Here is a 24,332-nt window from a genome sequence, read left to right as displayed (position 1 = left end):
GGCTCAGCCAGCACGCGTGCGATAGACACGCGCTGCCCTTCACGTTTGGTACATGCAACGGGTTGCGTTGTCTCATGCCGGGCGCCATCCGACGCATGTACGCTAACCATCTTTTCGCGTTGTGCGTTTTTGCGCCACTACGCGTGACGCATGAATCGAGCGGCTCAGGATGCAGTTCGATGAGGAGGAGACATGACGAAGGAGAGCAACGACCGCGACACCGTTGCAAGAGAGAAGCGCCGCGCCCGCCTTCTGCGGGGACTCCATCTGAAGCAAAGCGTGGGCGTCGAAATCGGCGCGCTGTGCTGGCCGCTGGTTCGCCGTGCCGATGCCGGCAAGATCATCTACGTGGATCACACCGACACGCCGCATCTGCGCGAGAAGTATCGCGAAGATCCGCATGTCGACGCAAACGAGATCGTCGAAGTGGATGCGGTGTGGGGCATGAATACGCTGCACGAAGCCATCGGTGGGCAGTATGTCGATTATGTGGTGGCCTCGCACGTCGTCGAGCACGTTCCCGATCTGGTCACGTGGCTGCGCGAACTGGCCGCCGTGCTGAAGCCGACCGGCGAAGTGCGTCTCGCCGTGCCCGACCGGCGCTTCACGTTCGACTATTTCCGGCGCGAGAGCGGCCTGCCCGAGGTCCTCACGAGCTACGTGGAACGCGCGCGGGTGCCTCGTCCGTTTTGTCTCTTCGATCATTGTCTGAATGCCGCCGATATCAGTACAGCGCAGGCGTGGCGCGGACGCATCGACCGCGCTTCGGCTAAACGGCATCACACGTGGCAAGGCGCGCTGCACCTCGCGCGCGACGTCGTCGAAAACGGCACCTATCACGACGTCCATTGCTGGGTCTTTACGCCGCGGTCGTTCGCGAACCTGATCGCGAATCTATGCGACATGGACCTCATCGACTTCGCGTGCGAGGACTTCGCCGACACTGTGCGAAACGGCATCGAGTTCTCGGTCGTGCTTCGGCGTTCGTGTGACCGGCAATACATCGCCGAAAGCTGGCGACGCATGGAACGCGCGGCGAACGACGTCACAGTGGGCGCGCCGTTCTCGCGGGCGCGCCGCAAACTAAAGGAAATGACCGTTGGGTCGGACGAAGCAGCGCCTGTCGCTCGCGTTACTGGGCGGAAGTACGATCTCGATCCAATCGAGCCGATTGCTTTGCCGCCCGATTTCGATCCAGTCGATTATCTTGCGGCCAATCCTGATGTGCTCGACGCAGGCGTGGACCCGGTGCTTCATTACATGCATTTCGGGTGGCACGAGGGCCGGCCGATTCATCCGCCGCCCGCAATACTCACTACAGAACGTGCGGATGTAACTGGCCCAAAATGACAGGAACACGTGCGTGGCAGCGCACGTACTTTCCATGCGCCGCAGTGCCAGATTTTTGCTACAACCACTCACCGGGAGTCCGGGATACGCGCGCGCAGTCCGGTTCTGCGCGACTTTAAGAACATATTCAGTGTTCTCGTGAGTGATCTTCCAAATGGGCCATTCCGAGGCCTGGAAGCGGGTCGCGCTGGCTAGCAGAATGACACACGCATACGGCCAACGTCGTTGTCTCGATTGGAAGCAGGGTCGCCGAGAAAGCGAACAAGAGCGCCGCATAAATGTAGCGAGCGCCAGTACCGTACCAAAACATATGATCGGCAATGGGGTTCGTTCGGGCCGCGCCTAATAGCCAGATTGCCACCGCCGTCGGCGCAAGAAGTAGGCAGACCCCATGCGCACTCGATGCGAGCGCCACCGACACAAATGCAACCGCCGGGATTAGACCGAGGACAGTCGAGACATTATTGGGTGCCGGAAGAAGGCCCACAAATATCTCCCGGATCAGCCGGATGCCGCACCGAAACATATACGGTGGAGTGCCAAATTCTAGCGTCGGCGACGCGTTCGTTCCATCGCATAGATTTGTCCGGCGACGCCAGCAAGATAGACGAGCACAAATCCAATTGGCAACGCGAAAAACGCCACCGCGACGCCATACGCAAACGCAAGCCACGAGGGTCCGTACGAGCGCGATGATTCCGAACGGTCCCGTCAGCGAGATCGCCGCCGCCACCAGCCCGCGAACGAAGTATCCCGATCGAGGCGGGCTAAACAGGTTCTCCCACAACAGAATGAGGAGTGTAGAAAAAGTATCCATTGGATATTCGCGACGTTGAGAAGCATCTCGCCGGTTTGCGGAACCAGCAATGGGCCAGCGCAAAAAGGGCCGCAATGGCAGACGAGAGCTGGCGCACAACATACGCCATATAACTAGTGGACAGCGCCGTGATGAGCGCGCACGCCCACATGAAAAATACGGCGCTGCGTCCACAGAACTCGTTCTCATTTAGAGCCATGCCATCAGCCGCGGGACAAAATGCCGATATCCTGAATAGGCCTGAACGAATGGGCGCGCCCCGAGTTCATGAGCTTGAGTGATGAAGATGGTTGAATCCTCGGCCTATAGGAATCCATGCTCAATGCGTAGCGGCGCCCGAAACCACATAAGCAAAAATGCGCAAACAAACACCAGCAGCGGCAATGAATAGAATTTCGTGCGGTGCATGTTGATATCTAGTAGCCGTCTCAAATCGAACTGGTTTGCCAATCTCCAAGCTGGCTTGTCGCACAAAACGACCCGTCGCCAAACCTGAAGTACCTCGGACATCAACAACTGCTAGTTAGGTGCGTGGTCCTTTTGAGCATACTTTGATCCGCCGTTGCGTCTCAGGAGAGTCGCCTTTCTTCAACAGCCGGTAGCCAGCAAAGTTGAACGCTTCCACAGGTGCGTACGCTCCACTCTCGAGCAGGCAATTTACGCTTACCTCAAAGCGCCACAGCGGTTGATGCACCAAAATATAGTCGGGACTGTACTTCGAGAGCCAAGAGTAGACGTCCCCGCGAGCGATGTAATCAGCGTTGTAGCGGTTCGTTAAACCAAGAATATCAATGATGTACCGGTGCGAGTACCATCCGACCGTCCCGATTTCTACCATGGCAATTACCGAGTTGTTTACCGTATTGTCCTTCAACCATCCGCCGATATTTCTGTAGGCGTCCATCGAACCTCGCTGGACGTTGGAAATTTGGAAGCTTCGATAGCCAAACGCGGCCGTGATGAGGAAAAACGCGAGGAAAAGCGTCATGAACACTGCGCTTTCCTGGGACCGCACATAGGTAAACTTCAATACCTTCCATGCACCGACACTGACGAACAGCAACCAGAAGAAATAGAACGGAGCGTAGTACCAGTGATAGTTCGGAATATGCAGAAAGACGTAGAACGCACCCAGTAGGATCAAATAGCCGAGTACCAGTCGCACCGACATCTTCCTGAGACTAGTCAACATTCCCAAGAGGCCCACGGGCACCATGAAAGAGAGTAGCTTGAAGCTGCCGCCGAGGAATGCGTCCTTCATGTACTGCACATGCAGGAAAATCAGCCCTTCTCCCCAAAATCCCGACTTACCTTGGCCGATTTTGGCATTGCCGGTCGCGGGTAGAAAAGCACCGTAATAGTAGTAATTGAACAGGAAATTGCCCGCGAGCAAAATGGCCGGCGCGATGAAATACTTGGCATGCGGCGGCTTCTTCGTTCTAAGGACGTAATCACCGACCAGCACGGCACCGAGAAACACGCCTTCGCTACGAGTTATAAAGAGTAAACCCAACACAACGCCTAGAGGGAAGAACTGGTCCCTACCATAGAGTATCAACGCAAGCGCTGTAAGGAACAAAAACAGCGAGGTTTCCATCCCGAACGTATCGTAAAAGTAATTGAACGACACGACGAGCAAGGCGCACAGGATCTGCTCGTACTTGTTATCACAGAGTAGATGTGCGCCAGTAATAGCCGCCGCGCATAGGAACAAGAACGACAGGAAAATCGTCGCGTATTGCAGGTTCCCAGCGATCAGGTTAGCGACTATCAGCAGATAGGAATACAGCGGCGATGTGAGGCCATTGAACCGATCACCGGTGTTGTACGTCAGCCCGTTTCCATCGAACAGATTACGCAAATACCGGAGGTAGATCAGTGCATCGTCCAGCTGGAAATTGCGATTCTGCCACGCCAAAAAACCGCCCACGGCGATGGTCGCCGCCAGCAGCAGGGCGTTCTCTAAAACGTACCGTCTAAGTCGTTGCATACTCATGGAGTTAGTTTGTCGTTGGCGACACGCCGGTTAGCAATCACGGCGCCGGAGATATCTGCGCGTCTACCGCAGTCAAGAAAACACGAATTTTTTGTCCAGCCGGTATTTGACCACATAGCCAATCGCCAGCCCTATCGCTCCGCCGATAAAACGCGCGGCTTCCGAGTGGAACATAGCATCTCCGCCGAACTCAAAAGCCCAGAAGATTGCGGTCGTCGCCAGACCCATCACGGTATAAAGTGCGAAACTCTGAATTCCGTGCGACATGTCGCGATGCTGGTATCGGAAGATCCAGGTTTTGTCGAGCAGGAATTTCAGGACGAGGCCGCCACCGGTTCCCACGAAGACCGACAGCGGCACGCCGAATGGACCCGAATAAGCGAGCAGAGAAAGCTTTTGCGATCCAATGTTCGCGAGAATTGCAATTCCTGCAAATAGAGTATAAAGAGTGACGAGACGTGTCGGACTCAAAGGCGTTGCGGGTGAATTCACAAGTGGCGCACCATCATCAGTCAAATGGGAGACGCCCGGCACCGGAACGCAGTGGCAGTATCGGACGGCTGGAAAAGCAATCAGTTCGCCAACACGACTGCAAAGACTGGCCGTGGTGACGGTGGCAGTTAAAGCGCGAGCCGTTTGAATATTCGCCCGGGCACCGACCGGATGATCAACATGATCCCCGACCAGAACCACGGTGTGTAAATCGAATCCTTCTTACGTTCGACCGCTCGAATGATGTCACCGGCCACACGCTCGGGAGTCGCAACGAGTGGCCCCGGCAGGGGCATGCCGGCCGTCATTGGTGTATCGACAAAGCCCGGCTTAATGGTCAGCACATGCACGCCGGATTTGAATAGCCGCGCGCGCAAGCCTTCGCAGAAGGTGCTGACTGCTGCCTTCGCCGTGCCGTAGACGTAATTGGATGGACGCCCGCGATCGCCTGCCACCGATGAAATTACCGCGATCACACCGCGTTTCGAGGCTTCCATTAGGTTCGCGAGCGGCGTCAACAATGCGATCACCGACAGGCCATTGGTCGACAACTCATGCATCGCAATCTTCACATCCTGCTCGCAGGCCTTCTGATCCGAGAGCGTGCCGTGTGCGATCAGAGCAATGTCGATGCCGCCGAGCTCGCCCACGCACGCATCGAGCATGGCCTGATGCGCGTCGAAATCATTCATGTCGAGCACGTGGGCACGCGCCGCGGTGGCGCCGCGCGTGACGAGATCGGCGGCTATCTGCTGGAGGCGCTCCGCCTGGCGCCCGACGAGAAACAAAGCAGCTCCCTCGGACGCCCAACGGCGCGCGCAAGCAATGGCGATTGCGGATGTCGCACCGACTATCAGGACTTTTTTCATGTTTGTGTGGTTCGTTGCCAGAAACGTGACATCAATGCCGGATCGCGTAATGCCTCCAGGCGATGCCAGGCGGGATAGGCGCGCTGAAAATCGCTCGCCGACATGTGCGCGTCCTTGGCTGGATAGAGCCGCCCTCCGGCCCCGCGCACGATGGCGTCGAGTCGTTCGAAGAGCCGTCGATTGCCTTCATCGCGCTGCGGAAAGTCCAGCGCTAGCGATGCGCCGGCCATGGGAAAGGACAGCAGGCCAGGCGAAGCTATATCGCCACAGCGCTTAAGCACTGCGAGAAACGAGCCGGCGCCGCTCTTGCCGATGGTATCGAGAATCGCACGCATGCCTGCACGCGATTCGGCTTGCGGAAGCACGCACTGATATTGCTGAAAGCCGCGCTTGCCGTAAATCCGGTGCCATTCGAGTAGACTGTCGAGCGGATAAAAGTAGCTGTCGTAGTCGACTTCGCTCGCCACCGTCTTTTGCTGCTGACGGTAGTAGTACAGCGTATTGAACGCGCGTAACGTGAGCGGATTGATGAGCGAAATGGGCGGCGTGAGCGGCACCGTGTGCTTCTTCCTGGCCGGCAGTTGCAGACCGCCCTGCTCCGCATGATCGCCGACAATGAAGCGCCCGCGCCCGAGCGCCGAGCCGCGGCTCACGCAGTCGATCCACGCGACGCTGTACTCGTACTGATTGTCGAGTTCTTGGGATAACGTAAAGAATTCGTCGAGATTCTCGAAGCGAATGCTTTTGACCGAGATCTGGCTCGAACGGATCGGCATTAGTTGAATTTCGACCCATGTGATCACGCCGGTCAGCCCGAGGCCGCCAATCGTCGCGGCGAAATACTCCGCGTTATCGTGCGGCGAACATTCGAGTGATTCGCCATCGGAGCGCAGCAACGAAAAGCGGCGCACATGACGGCCAAATGTGCCACGCACATGGTGGTTCTTGCCATGCACGTCGTTCGCCACCGCCCCGCCCAGCGTCACATACTTAGTGCCCGGCGTGACCGGCAACATCCAGCCGCGCGTGACCGCGATCTCGAGAACATCGGCGAACATGGCGCCGGCTTCCGCCCGCACGACACCGGTCGTCCAGTCTGCAGCAATGAAGCGGTCAAGGCCGCGTGTATGTACCACATGACCGGTCGCGGCGAGGCAACTGTCACCGTAGCTGCGCCCGTTCCCATAGGCGAGCGTCGTTCCATGCGCCTGCGCTGTCTGCGCGAATACCGGGCGCACCCGGTCGCGCCATTGAACCGCATGCCCGGCTTGCGGAAAGTCGGGATAACGTCCCCAAGATCTCAGCGGCCCCGTCATACCGCGAGCCAGAAAACCAGAGCCATCAACGCGACGATCAGCACACTGGTCCGGTCTTTCGCAGCAAAAACCACGGGGTCGTCGTGCATCAGCCCGCGGTGTGTGATAAGCCAGGTGCGGCTGATCCAGTACAGCAACAGCGGGCAGGCAAGCCAGATGACCTGGGGGTGGCCGTAAAGATGCGCGGTCTTCGAGTCCTGGATGTAAAGCGCGAGAACCAGCACCGACAGGTAGCCCGATGCAGCACCAAGCGACGAGATCATCGGCAGATCGTCGGCAACATAGCCGCGTCCGCGCGCTTTCGCACCACCTGCCGCGCGCGTTGCATGCAACTCGGCGTAACGCTTGACGAGCGCGAGGCTCAAAAACAGGAACATCGAGAAGCCGAGTAACCAGAACGTCAGCGTCATTCGCAGCGCCGCCGTGCCGGCGATGATGCGCGCCGTGTAGAGCATGGCCAGCACGACCACGTCGAGGATCACGCGACGCTTGAGCAGGAAAGAATACGCCATGGTCAGTAGGTAATAGCCGGCGAGCACCCCTGCAAAGCGCAACGGTAGCCAGAGCAACGCACCCACGAACGAGCAGACGGCAAGCACCGGAAAGGCGACCATGCCTGAGATGATAGACAGCGAACCGGACGCGAACGGACGCCGACGCTTACTGTGATGATGCCGATCGTCTTCTAGGTCCAGCAGATCATTGAGCAGATAGACGCTCGATGCACACAAGCCGAACAGCACGAAGGCGAGCACGGCGCGCAGGTCTAGGTCCAGCGACGCGACTTGATGCGATGCCAGCAGCGGAATAAAAATCAGCAGGTTCTTCAGCCACTGATGCACGCGCAGCGCCTTGAGCCACACATGTAGCGAACTCTTGCGCGTCTCGATCACGCTTTCGACGTTGCCCAGCTTACGAGCGCGACGCTCGACGCCCGGAGACGGATTGACGACGTAGGCGCGCTCTGCGGCTTCCCAGACAGCAATGTCGTCGTGCGAATTGCCCGCATAGTCGAAACCCTTGTTGCCGAATTCACGCACGAGCGCGTCACGCTTGCGGCCCGACGACAGGTTCACCTTGCCGTCGGTGGCGAGCGTCTTGTCGAACAGGCCGAGATGCCCGGAGATAGCTTCCGCATAGCGCGCGTCGCTTGCGGTTGCCAGCACCATCGGGCGACCAGCGGCGCGTTCGCGCTTGAGCCATTCGATAACCTTGGTGTCGTACGGCAATGTCGTGATGTCGACGTGAGTGGCTCTCGCCAGATTCGACTTCAGATGCGCCTTGCCGCCGCGCGCGAACCAGATCAAGGGGCGATAGAACGACAACGGATTTGCCTTGACGTAGGCGAACCCCGTCTCGACCAGAATGTCAGATCGGATCAATGTACCGTCCAGATCGACGGCCAACGTTTTCCATTGCATGTACTACCCCTTACGCCCCGGCGGCGCAATTTCCCGATACAACGCCCCATACGCCCTGCCCAGCGCCAGCCCTGAGAAGAGCGCCTCGTAACGCTCGCGCGCCGCGCGGCCCATCTGAACCGCCAGCGCGTCGTCGTCGAGCAGCGCGTTCATGGCGCGCGCCAGTTCTTGCGGTGCTTCGGGAGCAACGACAAAGCCGGTTACACCGTTCTCGTTCACATATGAAGTACCCGATCCCACTTCGCAGCACACCATCGGCTTGCCGAACATCTCTGCTTCGACGAGCACCATGCCAAACGCTTCTGAGCGCAAATGGGAAGGCAATACCATCGCGCGGCAATTCCTGAGCAGCACGACTTTTTCCTCATGCGTCACCTGGCCCGCAAACACAACATTCGTCGCGCCGGTCTGCCGTGCCAACGCACTCAGCCGCTCGCGTTCCGGCCCGGAACCCGCGATCACGATTTTCGCATTCACGACACGCGCGGCCTCGACGAGCGTATGCAAGCCCTTGTAATAGCGCAACACACCGAGCGCCAGAAAATACGGTTCGCCGTTCGCCAGCCCGAGCCGGCTCACAATATCCCGCTCTGTGTCCTGCGAATGAGGGGCGTCCCGATAATCGATGATGCCCAGCGGAATCGTTTTGAGCCGCTCGCCCTGCACGCATGCGGCCAGCGTCTCGCTCGTCTGTGCATAAGCCGGCGAGGTCGCGACCACCGCTGACATGCTGCGCAACGTGCGTCGCATCAGCGGCCCGTAGACGGCACCGAGGACCTTCTGTCGCACGACGTCCGAATGATACGTCATCACGGTGGGCTTTTTGGTGGCGCCCAGAAGATGCAGCACATCAGCGAAGGGCCACGGAAAATGAAAATGCACGACATCAGCCCAGTCTGCCATCTCGCGATACGTCGTCAGCGAACCGATACCGCCGAGATCGCACGACGCCGGGGCTGCCCACGATTTCGCCCGCACCACGCGGCCCTCGGGAAAGTCGATCGCGGGTGGCCGGGGCGTCGGCGACAAAGTGAAGATGCGAGGCTCGACGCCGCATGTCCGCGTGGACAACGCGATCTGCCGGATAGCTTCCTGAAGCCCGCCAGGCGGGTCGGGAAAATACGTACGGTAAATATGCAGAACTTTCATGCGCTCATCACTCAAGCGGCAGCGTTCAGCGAAGCCGGCAGGCCGTTGCCGGACACGCGGCCCTCGAAGGTGATCGCGAGCATCTTGTCGAGCCTGCGCTCCCACGTGTTCTCGCCGACCGCCGCGACGGCTTCCTGGGTGGAAAGCTTGCCGCGCGCCAACTGTTTTTCGATTGCCGCGATGAATGCGTCGGCATTGCCGCCCACTTCCAGCCCCCCGCGCGGCTCCCTCGCGAAGTCGAGCGGCGTCGACACGACGGGCAACCCCGCCGCGAGGTATTCATAGAACTTCATGGGGAACATCGAGCGGGTGTATTCGTTGAGCAAAGTCGGCAGCACGCCGACGCGCATGCCGCGCAAATATTGCGGCAGCGACTCATAGGTGCGATAGCCGAGCAGGTGCACATTCGGCAAGCGCGCCAGTTGCGCGAGCAGTTCGCTGCGCTGCCCTTCCCGCTCTTCGCCAATGATTACCCATTGCCACTGCGGACGCGCCTCGGCGGTCTGCATCAACAGCGGAAAGTCCACTTTGAAGTCGGACAGCACGCCGTGATACACGAGCCGCGGCTCGGGGATCGCAGCGAGTTCGGCGGGCAGCGGACCATCGGCGCGAGCCTCGCCGAAATGCGCGTCGTCGACCACGTTGCCGAAAAAATGCGTGTTGCGGTTGAACGGCAAGCACACTTCTTTCAACGACATCGCCGTCGTGAACACGGCCTCGCATTGACCGAGCAGCGCCTGCTGCGCGCTGCGAAACGCGTCCACGTCCACACCGGGAATCGCCGCAATATCGTCGACGCAGTGATAAACGAGCGGTCCGCGCCGCAGCGTCGCAATCGAGTCGAGCATGTACGGGTGATATGTCCACACGACAGGATCCTGGTAGCGATGCCCCTTCGCAAAACGTGCGACGGAAATGCGCAGCAGCGCCTGGTTCAGCGAGCGCACGAACGGCAGATGATGTCCGGCCGGCACCATCAACGGAGAAAGCACCCAGATGTTCGCCGCGCGCCGCGGTGGCCCGAGCACGAGCGACTGCACGCCGCGCCACAAGCGCCGCCACAGGCGCGCCCAGTCGCGGCCGCTGCCGACTTTCGGCGAACGGAAGCCGACGCTCTCCACATACAGAACCCGCCAGCCGCGCGCCGCGAGAATGCTCGCCGTATGCTGCTTGTTGGTCCAATACGGTTCATCCCAGTCGGCGGTCGAAAAGAGCACGCAGTCGCGCGCGGCCGACACGACATCCTTGCCGTCAACCAATGAACACCTCGACCGGCCGGCCCAACAGGCTCTCGACGATACGGTGCGAAGCCAGCCCGTCGCCATAAGGATTCGCGCGGTTGCGCAGCGCCTCGCGGCGCGCCGGATCGTCGAGCCAGCCCGCCACCGCGCTTTCGATGTTCTCCGGCGCCTGGCCCGCGAGCGTCGCGAAGCCGGCATCGACGCCTTCGCGGCGTTCCGTGTGATTGCGCATCACGACGACCGGCACGCCGAACGTCGGCGCTTCTTCCTGGATGCCGCCCGAATCGCTGACCACGACCGCGCTGCGGCTGATCAGATACAGGCTCGTCGGATAGTCGACGGGTTCGATCAGCGCGAGGTTCGCAATGCCGTCCAATTCGCGATGCACGGGGCCGCGCACAGCAGGATTCAGGTGCACAGGAAACACCCATCGGTAAGCGCTGTAGCGCTGACACAGATCGCGCAGCACGCGGCAGATGTCCTGCAAGACATCGCCGAAATTTTCCCGCCGATGGCACGTGACCAGAACGTGCTGCTGTTCGGCGCCATGCCATGCGGGCAGCGGACTTTGCGGCGGCGTCGTGCTCCAGCTTTGGCGGACCTCGGCAATCGCATCGACGACCGTATTGCCGGTCACCACGATTTTTTCCGCGGCAATGCCTTCGCTCAGCAGATGCCGGCGCGCGAGTTCAGTCGGCGCGAAATGGAGCGTGGTAATGCGGCTCATCAGACTGCGATTCGCTTCCTCGGGAAACGGGCTCGTCAGATCGCCGGTGCGCAGGCCCGCTTCGACGTGACCGACCTTGATGCCGCGATGAAACGCCGCGAGGCCCGCGCAAAACGCCGTGGTCGTGTCGCCCTGGACGATCACCCAGTCGGGACGCACTTCGTCGAGCGCGCGGTCGAGCGCAGCAAGGAGGCGCGACGACAGCGCGTTGAGCGTCTGCCCGGCGCTCATCGTGTCGAGCGTGAGATCGGGTTCGATGCCGAAGAACGAAAGCGCTTGCGCGGCCATGTCCTTGTGTTGCCCGCTCGCGCAGACCACCGTGTCGACCTGCGCACGCAACGCGCGCACGACGGGTGCGAGCTTGATCACCTCGGGGCGCGTACCCATCACCACCATGACTTTCATTGCAGCGGTTTCCCCGGTTGGACCGGCACATGCGCGCCGCGATATTCGACGCCGAGCGTCAGGGCCGTCGAGGCTGTCGCCGGCGCGGCTTCGCGATTGCCCGGCGTCAGCACGCGAAACTCGCCGCCGTCTCCGGCGACCTGGGCAAGCGACCTGAACTTGAGAAAATCGAGCGCGGCGTCTTCGTGCAGAAAGAGCGGCTTGTGCGCCTTGCTGCGGATGTACGCGATGAACTTCTTGTGAGCGTCGATACGCTGCGCTTCGTCAGTCCAGCCGTACGTATAACGCTCGGAGAACGGATGATCGAGATAGCCGAACAGCGTATTCGTTGCGTATGCGTAGTCGAAAGCCTGCTTGAAGATCGCGAGCGGATCGCCTCCTTGCAACAGGCAATCGCCGTGCAGCATGCACTGCTGGCTGTGCGCGACGAAGCCCGCCGGCATGCCGGCCAGCGCGCCGCCGCGAGCGGTCAGAAACTCGGGATCGTTGCCGATGATTCCGCCGACGCAGCCTTCATAGCCGGCATCCGCGAGACCGCGCATGGCGTACGGCGGCGACTGATGAAACGGCGACACCGCATAGCGCACGGGCGCGCCCGTCGCGGCTTCGAGCAAGGCCGCCGATTGCATGCCTTCGGCGACCGCGTTGTCGTACGTGCCGCCCCAGTTGGGCGCATGCGTCGCGGTGTGCGACAGCACCGCGCCTTCTGTTCGCTCGGCGAGAAGTTCGCGCAGAATGCGGTGCTGCTCCGCGCAGTTCAGGTTTTGCGTGTGGACGGCGAGCGTGAACGGCACGCCGAGTTGTCGATACGCCTGCCACAGCGGACGCGCGGACTCAACGCCTTCATCGCAATCGAGGCGCGACGTGATGGCCGCGTCGTAGCCCCACGGCAGTTCGCTCAACACGGGCTGACACGGCAGGCTGTCCTGCGCCCGATAGCCCGACAGAAAATTTTCGACGAGGCGCCATTCGAACGAGTCGCAAGGACCGACCGGCCGGTTGAACCACAACACGCTCGACTCGCCCGCATCCGACAGCGCGGCGTACGAGAACTGCCGCTCGCCGTCGATCAGCGCAGCAGCAAGTTCAACCTCGGCTGGCACGTGCATCGGCTTGCCGACTGCCCACATCGAGCCGTCGCCGCGGATCGCGCCGAAGCCCAGGTTGTTCCACTCGTCGGCGAAATCGAAACGCTCGAACGGACGATGCCACGCGTCGCCGCCCAGCGTGCGCGCGAACATGCGGTAGCGGACCACGGCTGCGCTTTCCCGCGCCTCGCCTGACGGCGCAGGCTCGCTGCGGCTCGCAGTAGCAAGCGTGGCGGTGAAATCGGCCGACGGCTCCGCGCGTTGATAGCGCAGATAGTCGGCGAGCGCGATCGGCATGTTGCCGAACACCATGAGCTTGCGAGGCCGGGCGCGCAGCCAGGCGATTAGGTCCGCGCTCCAGCCGTCGGGCGTATCGACAGCCACCACGATGTCAGGCGCCAGTTCCTCGCGCAGCAGGCTGCGCGAAATCGGCTGCGCCTGGCTTGCGCTAACCGAGCGCTGCACGGCGGCGAGCGCATGGCGGCACGCTTCCGCCGACGCGTCGGACGAAAGAACGCCGATCATGCAGTCACCACGTGACGGAATTTGGCGCGGCTGCCGACGCGCACGAAGTCGTCGTGTCCGACATAGGCGATCGTGAACGCGTCCTGCCAGAAATGCCGCAGCTTGGCAGTGGTTTCCTCGGCGCTCGCATGCGGCTCGAGCACGATGCGCAACGTGGGTGGCGAGGTGCGCAGATCGATCTGAAACTCCTGAATTCCGCCGACGCGATGATCGAGCATGTCCTGAATGTGATGCGTCGGATGCGCGACGCCCTTGATCGGCACGACGTCATGAATACGGCCGACCACATCGGTCAAGAAAAAGCCGTTCTCCGTTTCCTGCACGCGCGCGAGATCGCCTGTTGCGTAGCGAATCAGCGGCATCAGCTTGTTGCGAAAGCCGGTGAACACGAGTTCGTGCGCGCCGTCCGGATTGCCCTCGGACAGACGGCTTTCCGGCCAACTTTCGGATTCGAGAATCTGGAAGCCGCCTTCGTGGCCGTCGAGTTCATAAGCCATCACACCGAGCTCGGCGAGGCCGTAACGGTCGATCACGCGGCAGCGCAGCGCCGACGCGATCATCTCGCGCGCATGCGGCTCGAGCAGTTCGCCGCTCGACTCGAACACCTGGAACGCCTTGCCGCCGCCATATTTGCGCTGCACGTAGCAGGCGAGCGCGTACATCGTGGACGGATGCGAATGCGCGAGATAAGGCTTGCGGCGCTTCAACGTGCGCCATATTTCCTCGAGGCCCTGATCGTCGATACGGTCGAAGAAAATATTGCTGCGGTTCATCGCGAAGCATTTGAAGTCTTCACGCGACGGCCATTCGGGAATCGCCTGATCCGGGAAGCGGCACGCAAAGTGAAGCTCCGAGCGATGGCGCAGTTTGCCGATGCGCTCGCGGCAATAGTTCGTCACCGCTGACGAATAGTCGGCGCCCTCCTGATCGTAGTAGATCGTGGTCGACAAACCCGTCGAGCCGCCCGTCTTGCACGCATGGTGCTGTCCGGCTTCGAGCGGCCCGGACAAAAGGCGCGGCCCCTGCTCGCGGATGATGTCCTTGGTCAGGTACGGAAGCTCTTCCAGATAACGCGGCTCTTGCTTGACCTTCGCCGGATCGAACTGCTTCGCCTTGAACAGGTCCTGGTAGTACGGCACTTTGGCGCCGGCGAATTCGAGCATGCCCGCGAGCCGTTCGAGCGCAATACGCCGGCGATGCGGCACCGGCAGCGTGTAGTGCTCACGCAGTTCCTGGATCTTCGGGCGCACGCTGCGCTTTTCGCGGCTCTCGGCGATCGGATAGGCGATGTAGCCGCCGGCAAAACCCTTCAGCGTGCGAAACGGCTGGCGCACGAACAGGGATTCGGAATAACGCAGGAATGGATGATTAGCTCGCATGACTTCGAACCTTGTTGCGCCTCTCTTGCGCCTGACTGCTGCCGCCGGATGCGCCACGACAGTCTCGCGGGCGCTTCGGCGGCATGATTGGTATAAAGCGCGAAACTTTGCCTCGAATGGAAGCGCGCGCAAACAGTGCCACGCGCGCGCGTCCAGCCTTCCTTGACACACAGCATGCGATGCCGCGACGGCGAGACCTCAACCAATGGTCCACGCGCCCCGCGACCTCGACTCTTACTCCAGCGTCAATGCGGCAACTGCGCGGTATGACTGACGAGCGGGCCCTCGCTCGCGACCGGCGGCGCCACGGGTTCATCCGCGATCATCCGGCCGTGCTCCATCGAAATCTTGCGATTGCATACGCGTGCCACGAGCGACGGATCGTGCGACGCAACGACCAGCACCGACGCCTTGCCGACGAGACTCTCGAGACGCTCCGCGGCCTTGATGCTGAACTCGGCGTCCCCCACGCTCAACCACTCGTCCATGATCAGGATGTCGGCTTCGACGCTCGTCGAAATAGCGAACGCGAGGCGCAGCATCATGCCGCTCGAATACGTGCGCACCGGCAGATTCAGGTAGTCGCCGAGTTCGCTGAAATCCGCGATTTCGTCGATCTTGCCGCGGATGCGCGCCGGCTTCAGGCCGTCGAGAATGCCGCGCAAATAGATGTTTTCGAAGCCCGTTGCGTCGGGGTCGAGGCCCATCGACACGTCGAGCAGCGACGCAATCTTGCCGTGCACCTTCAGTTCCCCGCGCACGGGCGCATAGACGCCCGACAGCGTGCGCAATAGCGTGGTCTTGCCCGAGCCGTTGTGACCGACGAGGCCCACGCGATCGCCTTCTGCGAAGGTGAACGAGAGGTCGTCGATCGCCTTAACGATCGCATGACGGCCGGCGTCCTGGCCGATGCGGCCACCCGTCGTCAGGTTGAGCACCGCTTTTTTCAGCGAGCGATGCGAGTTCTCGTAAATCGGAAATTCGACGGAGATGTTACGAGCGACAATCGATGAAGAACTCACAATATCAAAGCCAGTAAGGAACGCGATTACGGAAACGCTTCATTAGGAATTGCGCGAACGCAAAGCCGACGATCAACAAGCCGATTGACCAGGCCCACGACTCCCAATGGGTCGGGCGGCCGGTGAGCGGCGCGCGAACCGTTTCGATCAGGTGATAGAGCGGGTTGTAGTCGGCGATCCAGCCACGGTCTTTCAGAATTTCCGGCGACCACATGACGGGCGTGAAAAAGAACACGACCTGAATCAGATTGGTGACGATCGGCGGAATGTCGCGAAAGCGCGCGCACAACACGCCGAGCGTGACGCCGAGCCATACGCCGTGCAGCAGCAGAATGGCCAGCGCGAACGGCACCAGCAGAAACTCCCAGCCGGGCCAGCGTCCGAAAGCGACCAGCAGCACGACGACCACCGGCAAGCTGTGCAGCAGGATCACGAAGTTGCGCCACGCGATACGGCACACGTGCACGGTCAGCGGCAACCTGATCTGCTTGATCAGATACGCGGCGCCGATAAAGGCAAGACAGCCTTCGTTCGCGACCGAAGCCAGATACGCCCACACGACCAGACCGACCGCGAGATACGGCAGATAGTCCGAAATCTCCTGATGCAGCAGCGTCGAATATAGCGCGCCGAGCACGACGACCATGATGATCGTGCTCAACGTGAACCAGAACGGCCCGAGCACCGAACGCCGATAGCGTTGACGGATGTCGTGCCAGCCGAGCGTGCCCCACACGCGCACCGACTTCATGCCGACGATCAGGTCGTCGTTCTGCGTGTGCCGCGTGAGGTCTTCACTACTGTCGTTAATAAAGGTGATGTCCATCTCAAGTACGTCCGTAAATGTCTTCAAAGCGGACGATATCGTCTTCGCCCAGATATTCGCCGCTTTGCACTTCGATCATCACGAGCTCGACGACGCCCGGATTTTCGAGGCGGTGTTTATGACCCGCCGGAATATAGGTGGACTCGTTGGTCGACACGAAGAACGCCTTCTCTCCGTTGACGACCTTCGCCATGCCGCTCACCACCACCCAATGTTCGTTGCGGTGATGATGCATCTGCAAACTCAGGCTCGCGCCGGGTTTCACTTCGATGCGCTTGATCTTGAAGCGCGGGCCTTCCTCCAGCACCGAGTAAGTGCCCCACGGCCGATGCACCGTGCGATGCACCTTGTACGCTTCATGTCCGCGCGCTTTCAGTTCCGCGAAGATCTGCTTGACGTCCTGGGCGCGGTCTCTGTGCGCGAGCAGCAGCGCGTCGGGCGTGTCGATCACGATCAGATCCTCGACGCCCACCGCGCCGATCAGCCGGTTGCCGCCGCGCACATAGCAGTTCTTCACGTCGAACAGCAGCGCCTCGCCTTCCACGCGATTGCCGCTCGCGTCCGCTGGCGAGAGATCGCTCAGCGCAGTCCACGAGCCCACGTCGGTCCAGCCGATGTCGCAACGCACCACCGCCGCGTGCTTGCACTTCTCCATCACTGCATAGTCGAACGAAACGTCGGGCACCGTGCCAAAACAGCCGGGCTCGAGGCGGATCTGCGCGGCGCCGTCGGCGCCTTGTGCCGAAGGCGATACCTTCATGCACTCCGCCGCGGCATTCAGTACCTCGGGGCAATGCTGCTGCATCTCCTTAAGGATAGTGCGCGCGGTGAAGCAGAACATGCCCGAGTTCCACACGAACTTGCCCGACGCCAGATACTCGCGCGCCTTTTCGAGCGACGGCTTCTCGAAGAAACGCACGACCTTCTCGCCGTCCGCCTCGATATAGCCGTAGCCGGTCTCAGGCGTGAGCGGCTGCATGCCGAAGGTGACGACCTTGCCCGCTTGCGCAAGCTTTTGCGCTGCCGCGACGGCTTGCGCGAAGGCGGCCTGGTCGGCGATCAGATGATCGGCGGCCAACACCAGCATCACGGTTTGATCGCCGTGTGCCTTCGCCGTATGCAGCGCCGCGGTCGCAACGGCAGCAGCCGTGTTGCGGCCGAACGGCTCGAGAATGAACGAGGTCGCACAACCCTTCGTGTTCACCTCGCGGAAGTCGTCTTCCGTTTTGAAGAACAGCTCGCGATTGGTTACCGTCAGCACTTCCTTCACGCCGGGCAACGCGACCGCGCGCAGGAAAGCTTTCTGCAAAAGGCTCTCGCCATCCGCGAGACGGATGAACGGCTTCGGGTGCGACTCGCGCGAGACCGGCCACAGTCTCGAACCCGCCCCGCCACACAGAATGATCGGCAACAAATCCACTGGCTCCCCTTCAATACCGTATTTATTACTCGACCGATAATGCTCAGCGCTCATTGGTCACCGCTTATTGCTTGGCGCTTATTGCTCGCACTTACTGGGTCACCGCTTGCCGCGTGCTTGCCGCGCGCACGGCCTGCATGCCGCGCCCGTCGCGCTCGTCAGCGGAAGTTGGCAAACGCTTCAATCGGGCCGCGGCAAATGTCACAGGACGGTCAATATTCTACCCTCGCCCTCTTTCAAAATCGTCAGCCAGCGCGGGCTCGGTGCATATATGCTTACCAGCCACAGATCACGACTCGACGTCTTCATGAGCCGCGCCGCGAGCTGACGCAACGGCTTCAGGGGCGCACGGCAGGCGACTTTGGGAAACCGTCGGTCAGGCATAGCTTCAACGCGTCGCGCCAATGCGGAGCGGCGAGCCCAAAGACGCGGGCGAGTTTGTCGTTCGACATGCGCGAATTGGACGGACGCCGGGCCGGCGTCGGATAGTCGGCCGCGGGAATCGGCAGCGTGTTGGGCCGCTGCGGCAAATCGGCGAGGTCGAAGATCGCGGACGCGAAGCCGTGCCACGATGTCGCGTCGCCGGCGCACAGGTGATAGATGCCCGAGCGCTCGCGCCACCACGACGCACTGTCAGGCGTGGCAAACGACTGCGCCGCGATATGCGCAGTCAGCGTGGCGATCGTGTTGCACCACGTGGGCGCGCCGAACTGATCGGCGACGACCTTCAGCTCGGGCCGATCGGCGCCGAGACGCAGCATGGTGAGCAGAAAGTTTTTGCCACGCGTGCCGTAGACCCAGCTCGTGCGCAGCACCAGGTGATTCTCACCCGTCGCCGCAATGGCCTGTTCGCCGGCGAGCTTGCTGCGCCCATAGACGTTCTGCGGATTGGCGGGATCGCTTTCGACGTAAGCGCCTTGCTTCTCGCCGTCGAACACGTAATCCGTCGAATAGTGGATCAGCGCCGCGCCGAGCTTCCTGGCTTCCTCGGCCAGCACACCCGGTGCTTCGCCGTTAATGCGCATAGCAAGTTCCGGCTCCTGCTCGGCCTTGTCGACCGCCGTGTAGGCCGCGGGATTGACGATCAACGCGGGCTTCACATCGCGGACCACGGCGCGGATCTGATCGAGGTTCGACAGATCGAGCGTCGAGCGGTCTACCGCGACTACGTGCCCGAGCCCTTGCAGCGTGCGCGCGAGTTCATAGCCGACCTGGCCGTTGACGCCGGTGACGAGAATCGTCGGCTTGCCATTGTGTGCGCTCATGCGGCCGCCCCTTATGCGTAGACTTCGGCGTCGGCGAGACGCTTGGCCGCCGCATCTTTCGCTGCGAGCAGCGGCTCGAAATCAACAGGCCATTTGATACCGATAGCGGGATCGTTCCAGAGAATGCTGCGCTCATGCTCAGGGAACCAGTAGTCGGTCGTCTTGTAGAGGAACTGCGCGGACTCCGACAGCACGACGAAACCATGCGCGAAGCCAGGCGGCACCCACAGTTGCCGATGGTTCTCCATCGACAACGTCACGCCAACCCACTTGCCGAAGTTCGGCGAACTCTTGCGAATATCCACCGCGACGTCGAACACTTCGCCTTCCACCACCCGCACGAGCTTGCCCTGCGCATGTTGAATCTGATAGTGCAAGCCGCGCAGCACGCCTTTCGCGGAACGCGAATGATTGTCCTGCACGAACGTCACGCCGGCCTCGACATGCTCCGCGAATTCCACGGCATTAAAGCTCTCGTAGAAATAGCCGCGCGCATCGCCGAATACCTTCGGCTCGATGATCTTGACTTCGGGCAGCGCCGTAGCGGTTACTTGGATGGCCATGCAACTTGGTCCGTAAGAATGTTTTGCAGATACTGCCCGTAGGCGTTCTTCGCGAGCGGCGCGGCGAGCGCGAGCAACTGCTCGGCGCCGATCCACTGCTGGCGATACGCGATTTCCTCGGGACATGCGACCACGAGGCCCTGGCGCTTCTGCAACGTCGCAATGAACGTGGCCGCTTCGATCAGCGAATCATGCGTGCCCGTGTCGAGCCACGCATAGCCGCGGCCCATGATCTCGACATTAAGCGCGGCGTTGGCGAGGTAACGCGAATTGACGTCGGTGATCTCGAGTTCGCCGCGCGGCGACGGCTTGATGTCCGCCGCGATGTCGCAGACCTGCTTGTCGTAGAAATACAGACCCGTGACGGCGTAATTCGAACGCGGCTTCGCGGGCTTTTCCTCGATGGACAATGCGCGGAACTGCTTGTCGAACTCGACTACACCATAGCGCTCCGGATCGTGCACGTGGTAGGCGAACACGGTCGCGCCGTCGGCCTGATCGTTCGCGCGCTCGAGCTGCTTCGCGAGATCGTGACCGTAGAAAATGTTGTCGCCGAGAATCAGCGCCGACGGGTCGTTGCCGACGAACTCACGCCCGATGATGAACGCTTGCGCGAGGCCGTCCGGCGAAGGCTGAACCGCATACTGAATGTTCATGCCCCACTGGCTGCCGTCGCCGAGCATGGCTTCGAAGCGCGGCGTGTCCTGCGGCGTGGAGATGATCAGCACGTCGCGAATGCCCGCCACCATCAGCGTGGACAGCGGGTAGTAGATCATCGGCTTGTCGTAGACCGGCAGCAGCTGCTTCGAAACGACATGGGTGATCGGATAGAGCCGGGTGCCGGATCCGCCCGCGAGAATAATGCCTTTGCGCGCCATGACCGTGCCTTTACGCGCGTTGCGCGTAGTTGGTCTCAACCCACTTGCGGTACTCGCCCGAAGCGACTTCGTCAGACCATGCCTGATTGTCGAGATACCACTGAACAGTTTTTGCCAGACCCGTTTCGAATGTCTCCGCAGGCTTCCAGCCGAGTTCGCGCTCGAGCTTGCGGGCGTCGATTGCGTAACGGCGATCGTGGCCCGGACGGTCCTTCACGTAAGTGATCTGGTCGCGGTACGAACCGGCCGTTTTCGGACGGAGCGTGTCGAGCAGATCGCACAGCGTGTGCACGACCTCGAGGTTCTTCTTCTCGTTCCAGCCGCCGACGTTGTACGTTTCGCCCGGCACGCCGCGCGCGAGCACTTCGCGAATCGCGCTGCAATGGTCGCCGACATACAGCCAGTCGCGCACGTTCTGACCGTCGCCGTATACCGGCAGCGGCTTGCCGCCGAGCGCGTTGGCGATCATCAACGGAATCAGCTTTTCGGGGAACTGGTACGGGCCGTAGTTGTTCGAGCAGTTCGTGGTGAGCACCGGCAGGCCGTACGTGTGATGGTACGCGCGCACCAGATGGTCCGAGCCCGCCTTGGTCGCCGAATACGGGCTATTGGGCGCGTACGGCGTGGTTTCGGAGAACTGCGGATCGGTCGCGGACAGCGAGCCGAAGACTTCGTCGGTCGAGACGTGCAGGAAGCGGAACGCTGCCTTCGCGGCTTCGTCCAGCGTGTTCCAGTAGCTTCGCGCGGCTTCGAGCAGCGTGAACGTACCGACAACGTTGGTTTGCACGAAATCGGCCGGGCCGTGGATCGAGCGGTCAACATGGCTTTCCGCGGCAAAGTGCAGCACCGCGCGCGGCTTGTGTTCGGCGAAGAGCGCGTCCATGGCGGCGCGGTCGCAAATGTCCGCGCGCACGAAGACGTGCTGCGGATTGCCTTGTTGCGACTTGAGCGTGCCGAGATTGCCGGCATAGGTCAGCTTATCGACGTTCAGCACCGCTTCGTCCGACGTATTCAGCCAGTCGAGCACGAAATTGGCGCCGATAAAGCCGGCACCGCCCGTAACCAGGATCATGAAATTCCCTTCCAGATATCAGCGACGGCCCGGCATTAATGAGCCGGCCGCTCGCCACGCGTTATGGTGTTCGATTATTGCGGCGCCCGCGGCCTTGCACGGCACGCAGGCGCTTGGACGCCAATCTTATGAAGCCCAGATTATAAAGCCGCGCCGAGCAAAAACTAGAACCCTAACAACTTGAAACAGCTTGACAAGTCTGGTTTCCGGTGCAGTTTGCGAAGTCGCATAGGGGCGTTGATGCTTGCCGGGTCGACGGGGCGTATGCAAAAGATTAACGCGCGGTCAGATGCTCAGGCCGAAAGGCAAATCGCGGCGTTGCGCGAAAGGAATCGAAAGCATAGAAGGGACATGCTGCGGACCGCGCCATTGTGCCGCTGGCGGCATTTGCAGGACGGGCGAGCGCCCGTCCATGAGCTGCAGGCGCTTCAGGCCGCGAGCATCCAGCGCAGCGTATCCATGAACGGAATGGCTTGCACCTCGGGAACCAGCGAGCGGAGCTTCGCGGGCGAACCGGCGAGGACCTTCACATCCGTTTGGCGGACGAACGCGGGATTGACATGCACTTGCAGCTTATGTCCGGTCATGTCGCTGGCCGCGGACAGAATCTCGCGCAGCGTATAAGGCGTGCCGGTGCAGACGTTCACCGTTTCGCCTGCCGCATCGGATGTCAGCAACGCTTCGTAAGCACGCGCCACATAGCGCACGTCGGAGAAATCGCGCGCGACGTCGAGATTGCCGAGTTCAATGGATGGCTCGCGCCGCGCGAAATGCTCGACGATCTTCGGCACGAGAAAGTTGGACGCCTGGCCGCGCCCGGTGTAGTTGAACGGCCGCGCGATCAGGATAGGCAGCCGCTCGAACCACGTATGCACCATCGTTTCCATCGCCGCCTTGCTCGCGGCGTAGTGGTTGACGGGCGTGAGCGGGAAGCTTTCGTCGATCGCATCGCTCGTCACGTTGCCGTACACGTTGGCACTACTCGCGATCAACACCTTGCGCGGCGTGTGGCCGGTCGCGGCGCACGCTTCCAGCAGGTTCAGCGTGCCGATCACGTTGACGCGGTAAAAATCGAGCGGATCGTCATGGCCGACGAAGCTGATCGCCGCAAGATGCACGATATAGTCCGGCCGCACGGTTTCCATCACATGCCGGCAGTTTTCCGGCGACGTGATGTCGAGCCTCAGGCGCGTGGCCGTTTCGGGCTCGTCATGCCCGGCAAAGGTTTCGATCACGGTATGGCCGCGACCGGCGAGGTTCTCGACCAGATAGCGGCCAGTAAAGCCGCTCGCTCCAGTGACGAGCGTGCGGACGGGTTGCTTCGCATGGGAAGACGACATGCTTTCTCCGTTCACGAGGGTCATCCTGTTGTGATGCAATATTGCGCCGGTCGTTCACTGCGGCGGATGCGAACTGCCGCCAGGTTGCCTGCGGAGTGGTCGCATAGTGGCCACAGCGGCCGCGCGGTGGCCTTCAACTGCTCGGCACACACGTGATGGCCGCCGCACCGCGCGATGCCGGCGCTGCAAACGGGCTATTATGTCACGCTCTTTTGCTGCACCGCCCCAACGCGGCACGCCTCCTGCATCGCCGCGCGTATCGAACCGCCAACATTTCGTCGATGACACCGTCAACCGCGCCTTCACCCGCTTTGCCAATCTCGCAGCAGCAGCCCGTGCCTCTGGCTTTCGGCGATCTGCAAGGCTGCCGCACGCCGTTCCAGCGACTGCTCGCGAAGGCCGCGCCTCCCGCCGGCACGCCGCTGTGGTTCGCGGGCGACCTGATCAACCGCGGCGCCGAGTCGCTTGCGACGCTGCGCGACATCATCGCGCTCGGCGATCGCGCGGTGCCGGTGCTGGGCAATCACGATCTGCATTTGCTGTCGGTATCGGCGGGCATTCGCCAGTCGAAAAAAGGCGACACCATCGACGACATTCTCTCGGCGCCCGATGCCGCCGATCTGCTCGAATGGGTTCGTCATCGCCCGATCGCCCACTACGAGAACGGCATGCTGATGGTGCATGCGGGCGTCGTGCCGCAATGGGACGTGAACCTCACGCTCGATCTCGCCGACGAATTGCAGCGCGCGCTGCGCGCGCCGAACTGGAAGGAAACGCTCGCCGGTCTCTACGGCAACGAGCCGAGTTTATGGACGCCGCAATTGAAGGGCATCGAGCGGCTGCGCGTGACCTGCAGCGCGTTGACGCGGGTGCGCTTCTGCAACACCGAAGGCGCAATGGACTTCAGCAGCAGCGGTGGCCTGAACGCCGCGCCGCCTGGCTGCATGCCGTGGTTCGACGTGCCGTGGCGCAAGACCGCGGACGTCACCGTCGTATTCGGTCATTGGGCCGCCCTTGGGCTGACGTTGCGCGACAACCTGATCGGGCTCGATTCGGGCTGCGTGTGGGGCGAAAAACTGTCGGCGGTGCGGCTCGCGGCGAACCCCGCCGAGCGCACGCTCACTCAGGTGGAATGCGAGAACTGCCGCGCGCGCGGCGGCAACTAGACAGC

Annotated in this window: 20 protein-coding genes; 2 read left to right on the top strand and 18 right to left on the bottom strand. The window is 61.4% G+C overall.

All coding sequences use genetic code 11. From position 1 onward, the window contains the following. Positions 1–192: 192 nt before the first annotated feature. A complete protein-coding gene (locus CUJ91_RS03465; protein ID WP_006048635.1) occupies positions 193–1,350 on the top strand; it encodes a methyltransferase domain-containing protein in 1,158 nt (385 codons plus the stop codon). Positions 1,351–2,690: 1,340 nt separating this feature from the next. Here the strand turns inward: CUJ91_RS03465 and CUJ91_RS03460 are convergent. The 18 genes from CUJ91_RS03460 to CUJ91_RS03375 all read right to left on the bottom strand — a co-directional run bounded on the left by CUJ91_RS03460 (position 2,691) and on the right by CUJ91_RS03375 (position 23,161). Further along, positions 2,691–4,163 carry a hypothetical protein gene (locus tag CUJ91_RS03460; protein ID WP_006048637.1) on the bottom strand — a complete coding sequence of 491 codons (1,473 nt, stop codon included), beginning with the start codon at positions 4,161–4,163 and terminating at the stop codon, positions 2,691–2,693. 72 nt (positions 4,164–4,235) lie between these two features. Continuing rightward, positions 4,236–4,655 carry a GtrA family protein gene (locus CUJ91_RS03455; protein WP_006048638.1) on the bottom strand — a complete coding sequence of 140 codons (420 nt, stop codon included), beginning with the start codon at positions 4,653–4,655 and terminating at the stop codon, positions 4,236–4,238. A gap of 128 nt (positions 4,656–4,783) precedes the next feature. Then, positions 4,784–5,524 (bottom strand): SDR family oxidoreductase, encoded by a 741-nt coding sequence (locus CUJ91_RS03450; protein ID WP_006048639.1) that lies wholly within the window; start codon positions 5,522–5,524, stop codon positions 4,784–4,786. Next, the gene (locus CUJ91_RS03445; RefSeq protein WP_006048640.1) at positions 5,521–6,840 is read right to left on the bottom strand and encodes an FAD-binding oxidoreductase; all 1,320 of its coding nucleotides are present in this window, start codon (positions 6,838–6,840) and stop codon (positions 5,521–5,523) included. Before CUJ91_RS03445 ends, CUJ91_RS03450 begins: the two co-directional genes overlap by 4 nt. Continuing rightward, positions 6,837–8,261: a UbiA family prenyltransferase gene (locus CUJ91_RS03440; protein ID WP_006048641.1), complete on the bottom strand. Its 1,425-nt coding sequence runs from the start codon at positions 8,259–8,261 to the stop codon at positions 6,837–6,839. The genes CUJ91_RS03445 and CUJ91_RS03440 overlap by 4 nt, the downstream gene beginning before the upstream one ends. 3 nt (positions 8,262–8,264) lie before the next feature. Further along, a complete protein-coding gene (locus tag CUJ91_RS03435) occupies positions 8,265–9,410 on the bottom strand; it encodes a glycosyltransferase (protein ID WP_006048642.1) in 1,146 nt (381 codons plus the stop codon). An 11-nt stretch (positions 9,411–9,421) separates the two neighbouring features. Continuing rightward, entirely contained in the window at positions 9,422–10,669 is a 1,248-nt protein-coding gene (locus tag CUJ91_RS03430; RefSeq protein ID WP_006048643.1) for a glycosyltransferase, read from the bottom strand. Further along, positions 10,662–11,783 (bottom strand): non-hydrolyzing UDP-N-acetylglucosamine 2-epimerase, encoded by a 1,122-nt coding sequence (gene wecB, locus CUJ91_RS03425; RefSeq protein ID WP_006048644.1) that lies wholly within the window; start codon positions 11,781–11,783, stop codon positions 10,662–10,664. The genes CUJ91_RS03430 and wecB overlap by 8 nt, the downstream gene beginning before the upstream one ends. Then, positions 11,780–13,396 carry a polysaccharide deacetylase family protein gene (locus CUJ91_RS03420; protein ID WP_006048645.1) on the bottom strand — a complete coding sequence of 539 codons (1,617 nt, stop codon included), beginning with the start codon at positions 13,394–13,396 and terminating at the stop codon, positions 11,780–11,782. Before CUJ91_RS03420 ends, wecB begins: the two co-directional genes overlap by 4 nt. Continuing rightward, on the bottom strand, positions 13,393–14,775 hold the full coding sequence (locus CUJ91_RS03415) for a phenylacetate--CoA ligase family protein (RefSeq protein WP_006048646.1): 1,383 nt from the start codon (positions 14,773–14,775) through the stop codon (positions 13,393–13,395). Before CUJ91_RS03415 ends, CUJ91_RS03420 begins: the two co-directional genes overlap by 4 nt. 245 nt (positions 14,776–15,020) lie before the next feature. Next, a complete protein-coding gene (locus CUJ91_RS03410) occupies positions 15,021–15,797 on the bottom strand; it encodes an ABC transporter ATP-binding protein (protein ID WP_006048647.1) in 777 nt (258 codons plus the stop codon). 4 nt (positions 15,798–15,801) lie between these two features. Continuing rightward, a complete protein-coding gene (locus CUJ91_RS03405; protein ID WP_006048648.1) occupies positions 15,802–16,623 on the bottom strand; it encodes an ABC transporter permease in 822 nt (273 codons plus the stop codon). Between the two features lies 1 nt (position 16,624). Next, entirely contained in the window at positions 16,625–18,043 is a 1,419-nt protein-coding gene (locus CUJ91_RS03400; RefSeq protein ID WP_044020718.1) for a mannose-1-phosphate guanylyltransferase/mannose-6-phosphate isomerase, read from the bottom strand. 338 nt (positions 18,044–18,381) lie between these two features. Next, complete coding sequence (gene rfbD / locus CUJ91_RS03395) at positions 18,382–19,308, bottom strand: dTDP-4-dehydrorhamnose reductase (protein WP_006048650.1); 927 nt, start codon at positions 19,306–19,308, stop codon at positions 18,382–18,384. 11 nt (positions 19,309–19,319) lie between these two features. After that, the gene (rfbC, locus tag CUJ91_RS03390) at positions 19,320–19,871 is read right to left on the bottom strand and encodes a dTDP-4-dehydrorhamnose 3,5-epimerase (protein WP_006048651.1); all 552 of its coding nucleotides are present in this window, start codon (positions 19,869–19,871) and stop codon (positions 19,320–19,322) included. Further along, positions 19,856–20,749, bottom strand: coding sequence for a glucose-1-phosphate thymidylyltransferase RfbA (gene rfbA, locus CUJ91_RS03385; RefSeq protein ID WP_006048652.1), 894 nt, complete (start codon positions 20,747–20,749; stop codon positions 19,856–19,858). The genes rfbC and rfbA overlap by 16 nt, the downstream gene beginning before the upstream one ends. Before the next feature lie 10 nt (positions 20,750–20,759). Further along, positions 20,760–21,821 carry a dTDP-glucose 4,6-dehydratase gene (gene rfbB / locus CUJ91_RS03380; RefSeq protein ID WP_114155821.1) on the bottom strand — a complete coding sequence of 354 codons (1,062 nt, stop codon included), beginning with the start codon at positions 21,819–21,821 and terminating at the stop codon, positions 20,760–20,762. 428 nt (positions 21,822–22,249) lie between these two features. Continuing rightward, the gene (locus CUJ91_RS03375; protein WP_006048654.1) at positions 22,250–23,161 is read right to left on the bottom strand and encodes a GDP-mannose 4,6-dehydratase; all 912 of its coding nucleotides are present in this window, start codon (positions 23,159–23,161) and stop codon (positions 22,250–22,252) included. Positions 23,162–23,442: 281 nt separating this feature from the next. Between CUJ91_RS03375 and CUJ91_RS03370 the strand changes: the two genes are divergently transcribed. Then, the gene (locus CUJ91_RS03370; RefSeq protein ID WP_006048655.1) at positions 23,443–24,327 is read left to right on the top strand and encodes a symmetrical bis(5'-nucleosyl)-tetraphosphatase; all 885 of its coding nucleotides are present in this window, start codon (positions 23,443–23,445) and stop codon (positions 24,325–24,327) included. Positions 24,328–24,332: the final 5 nt, after the last annotated feature.

The organism is Paraburkholderia graminis, assembly GCF_003330785.1.
Taxonomy (GTDB): domain Bacteria; phylum Pseudomonadota; class Gammaproteobacteria; order Burkholderiales; family Burkholderiaceae; genus Paraburkholderia; species Paraburkholderia graminis.
This window is presented reverse-complemented; position numbering and strand designations above follow the sequence as displayed.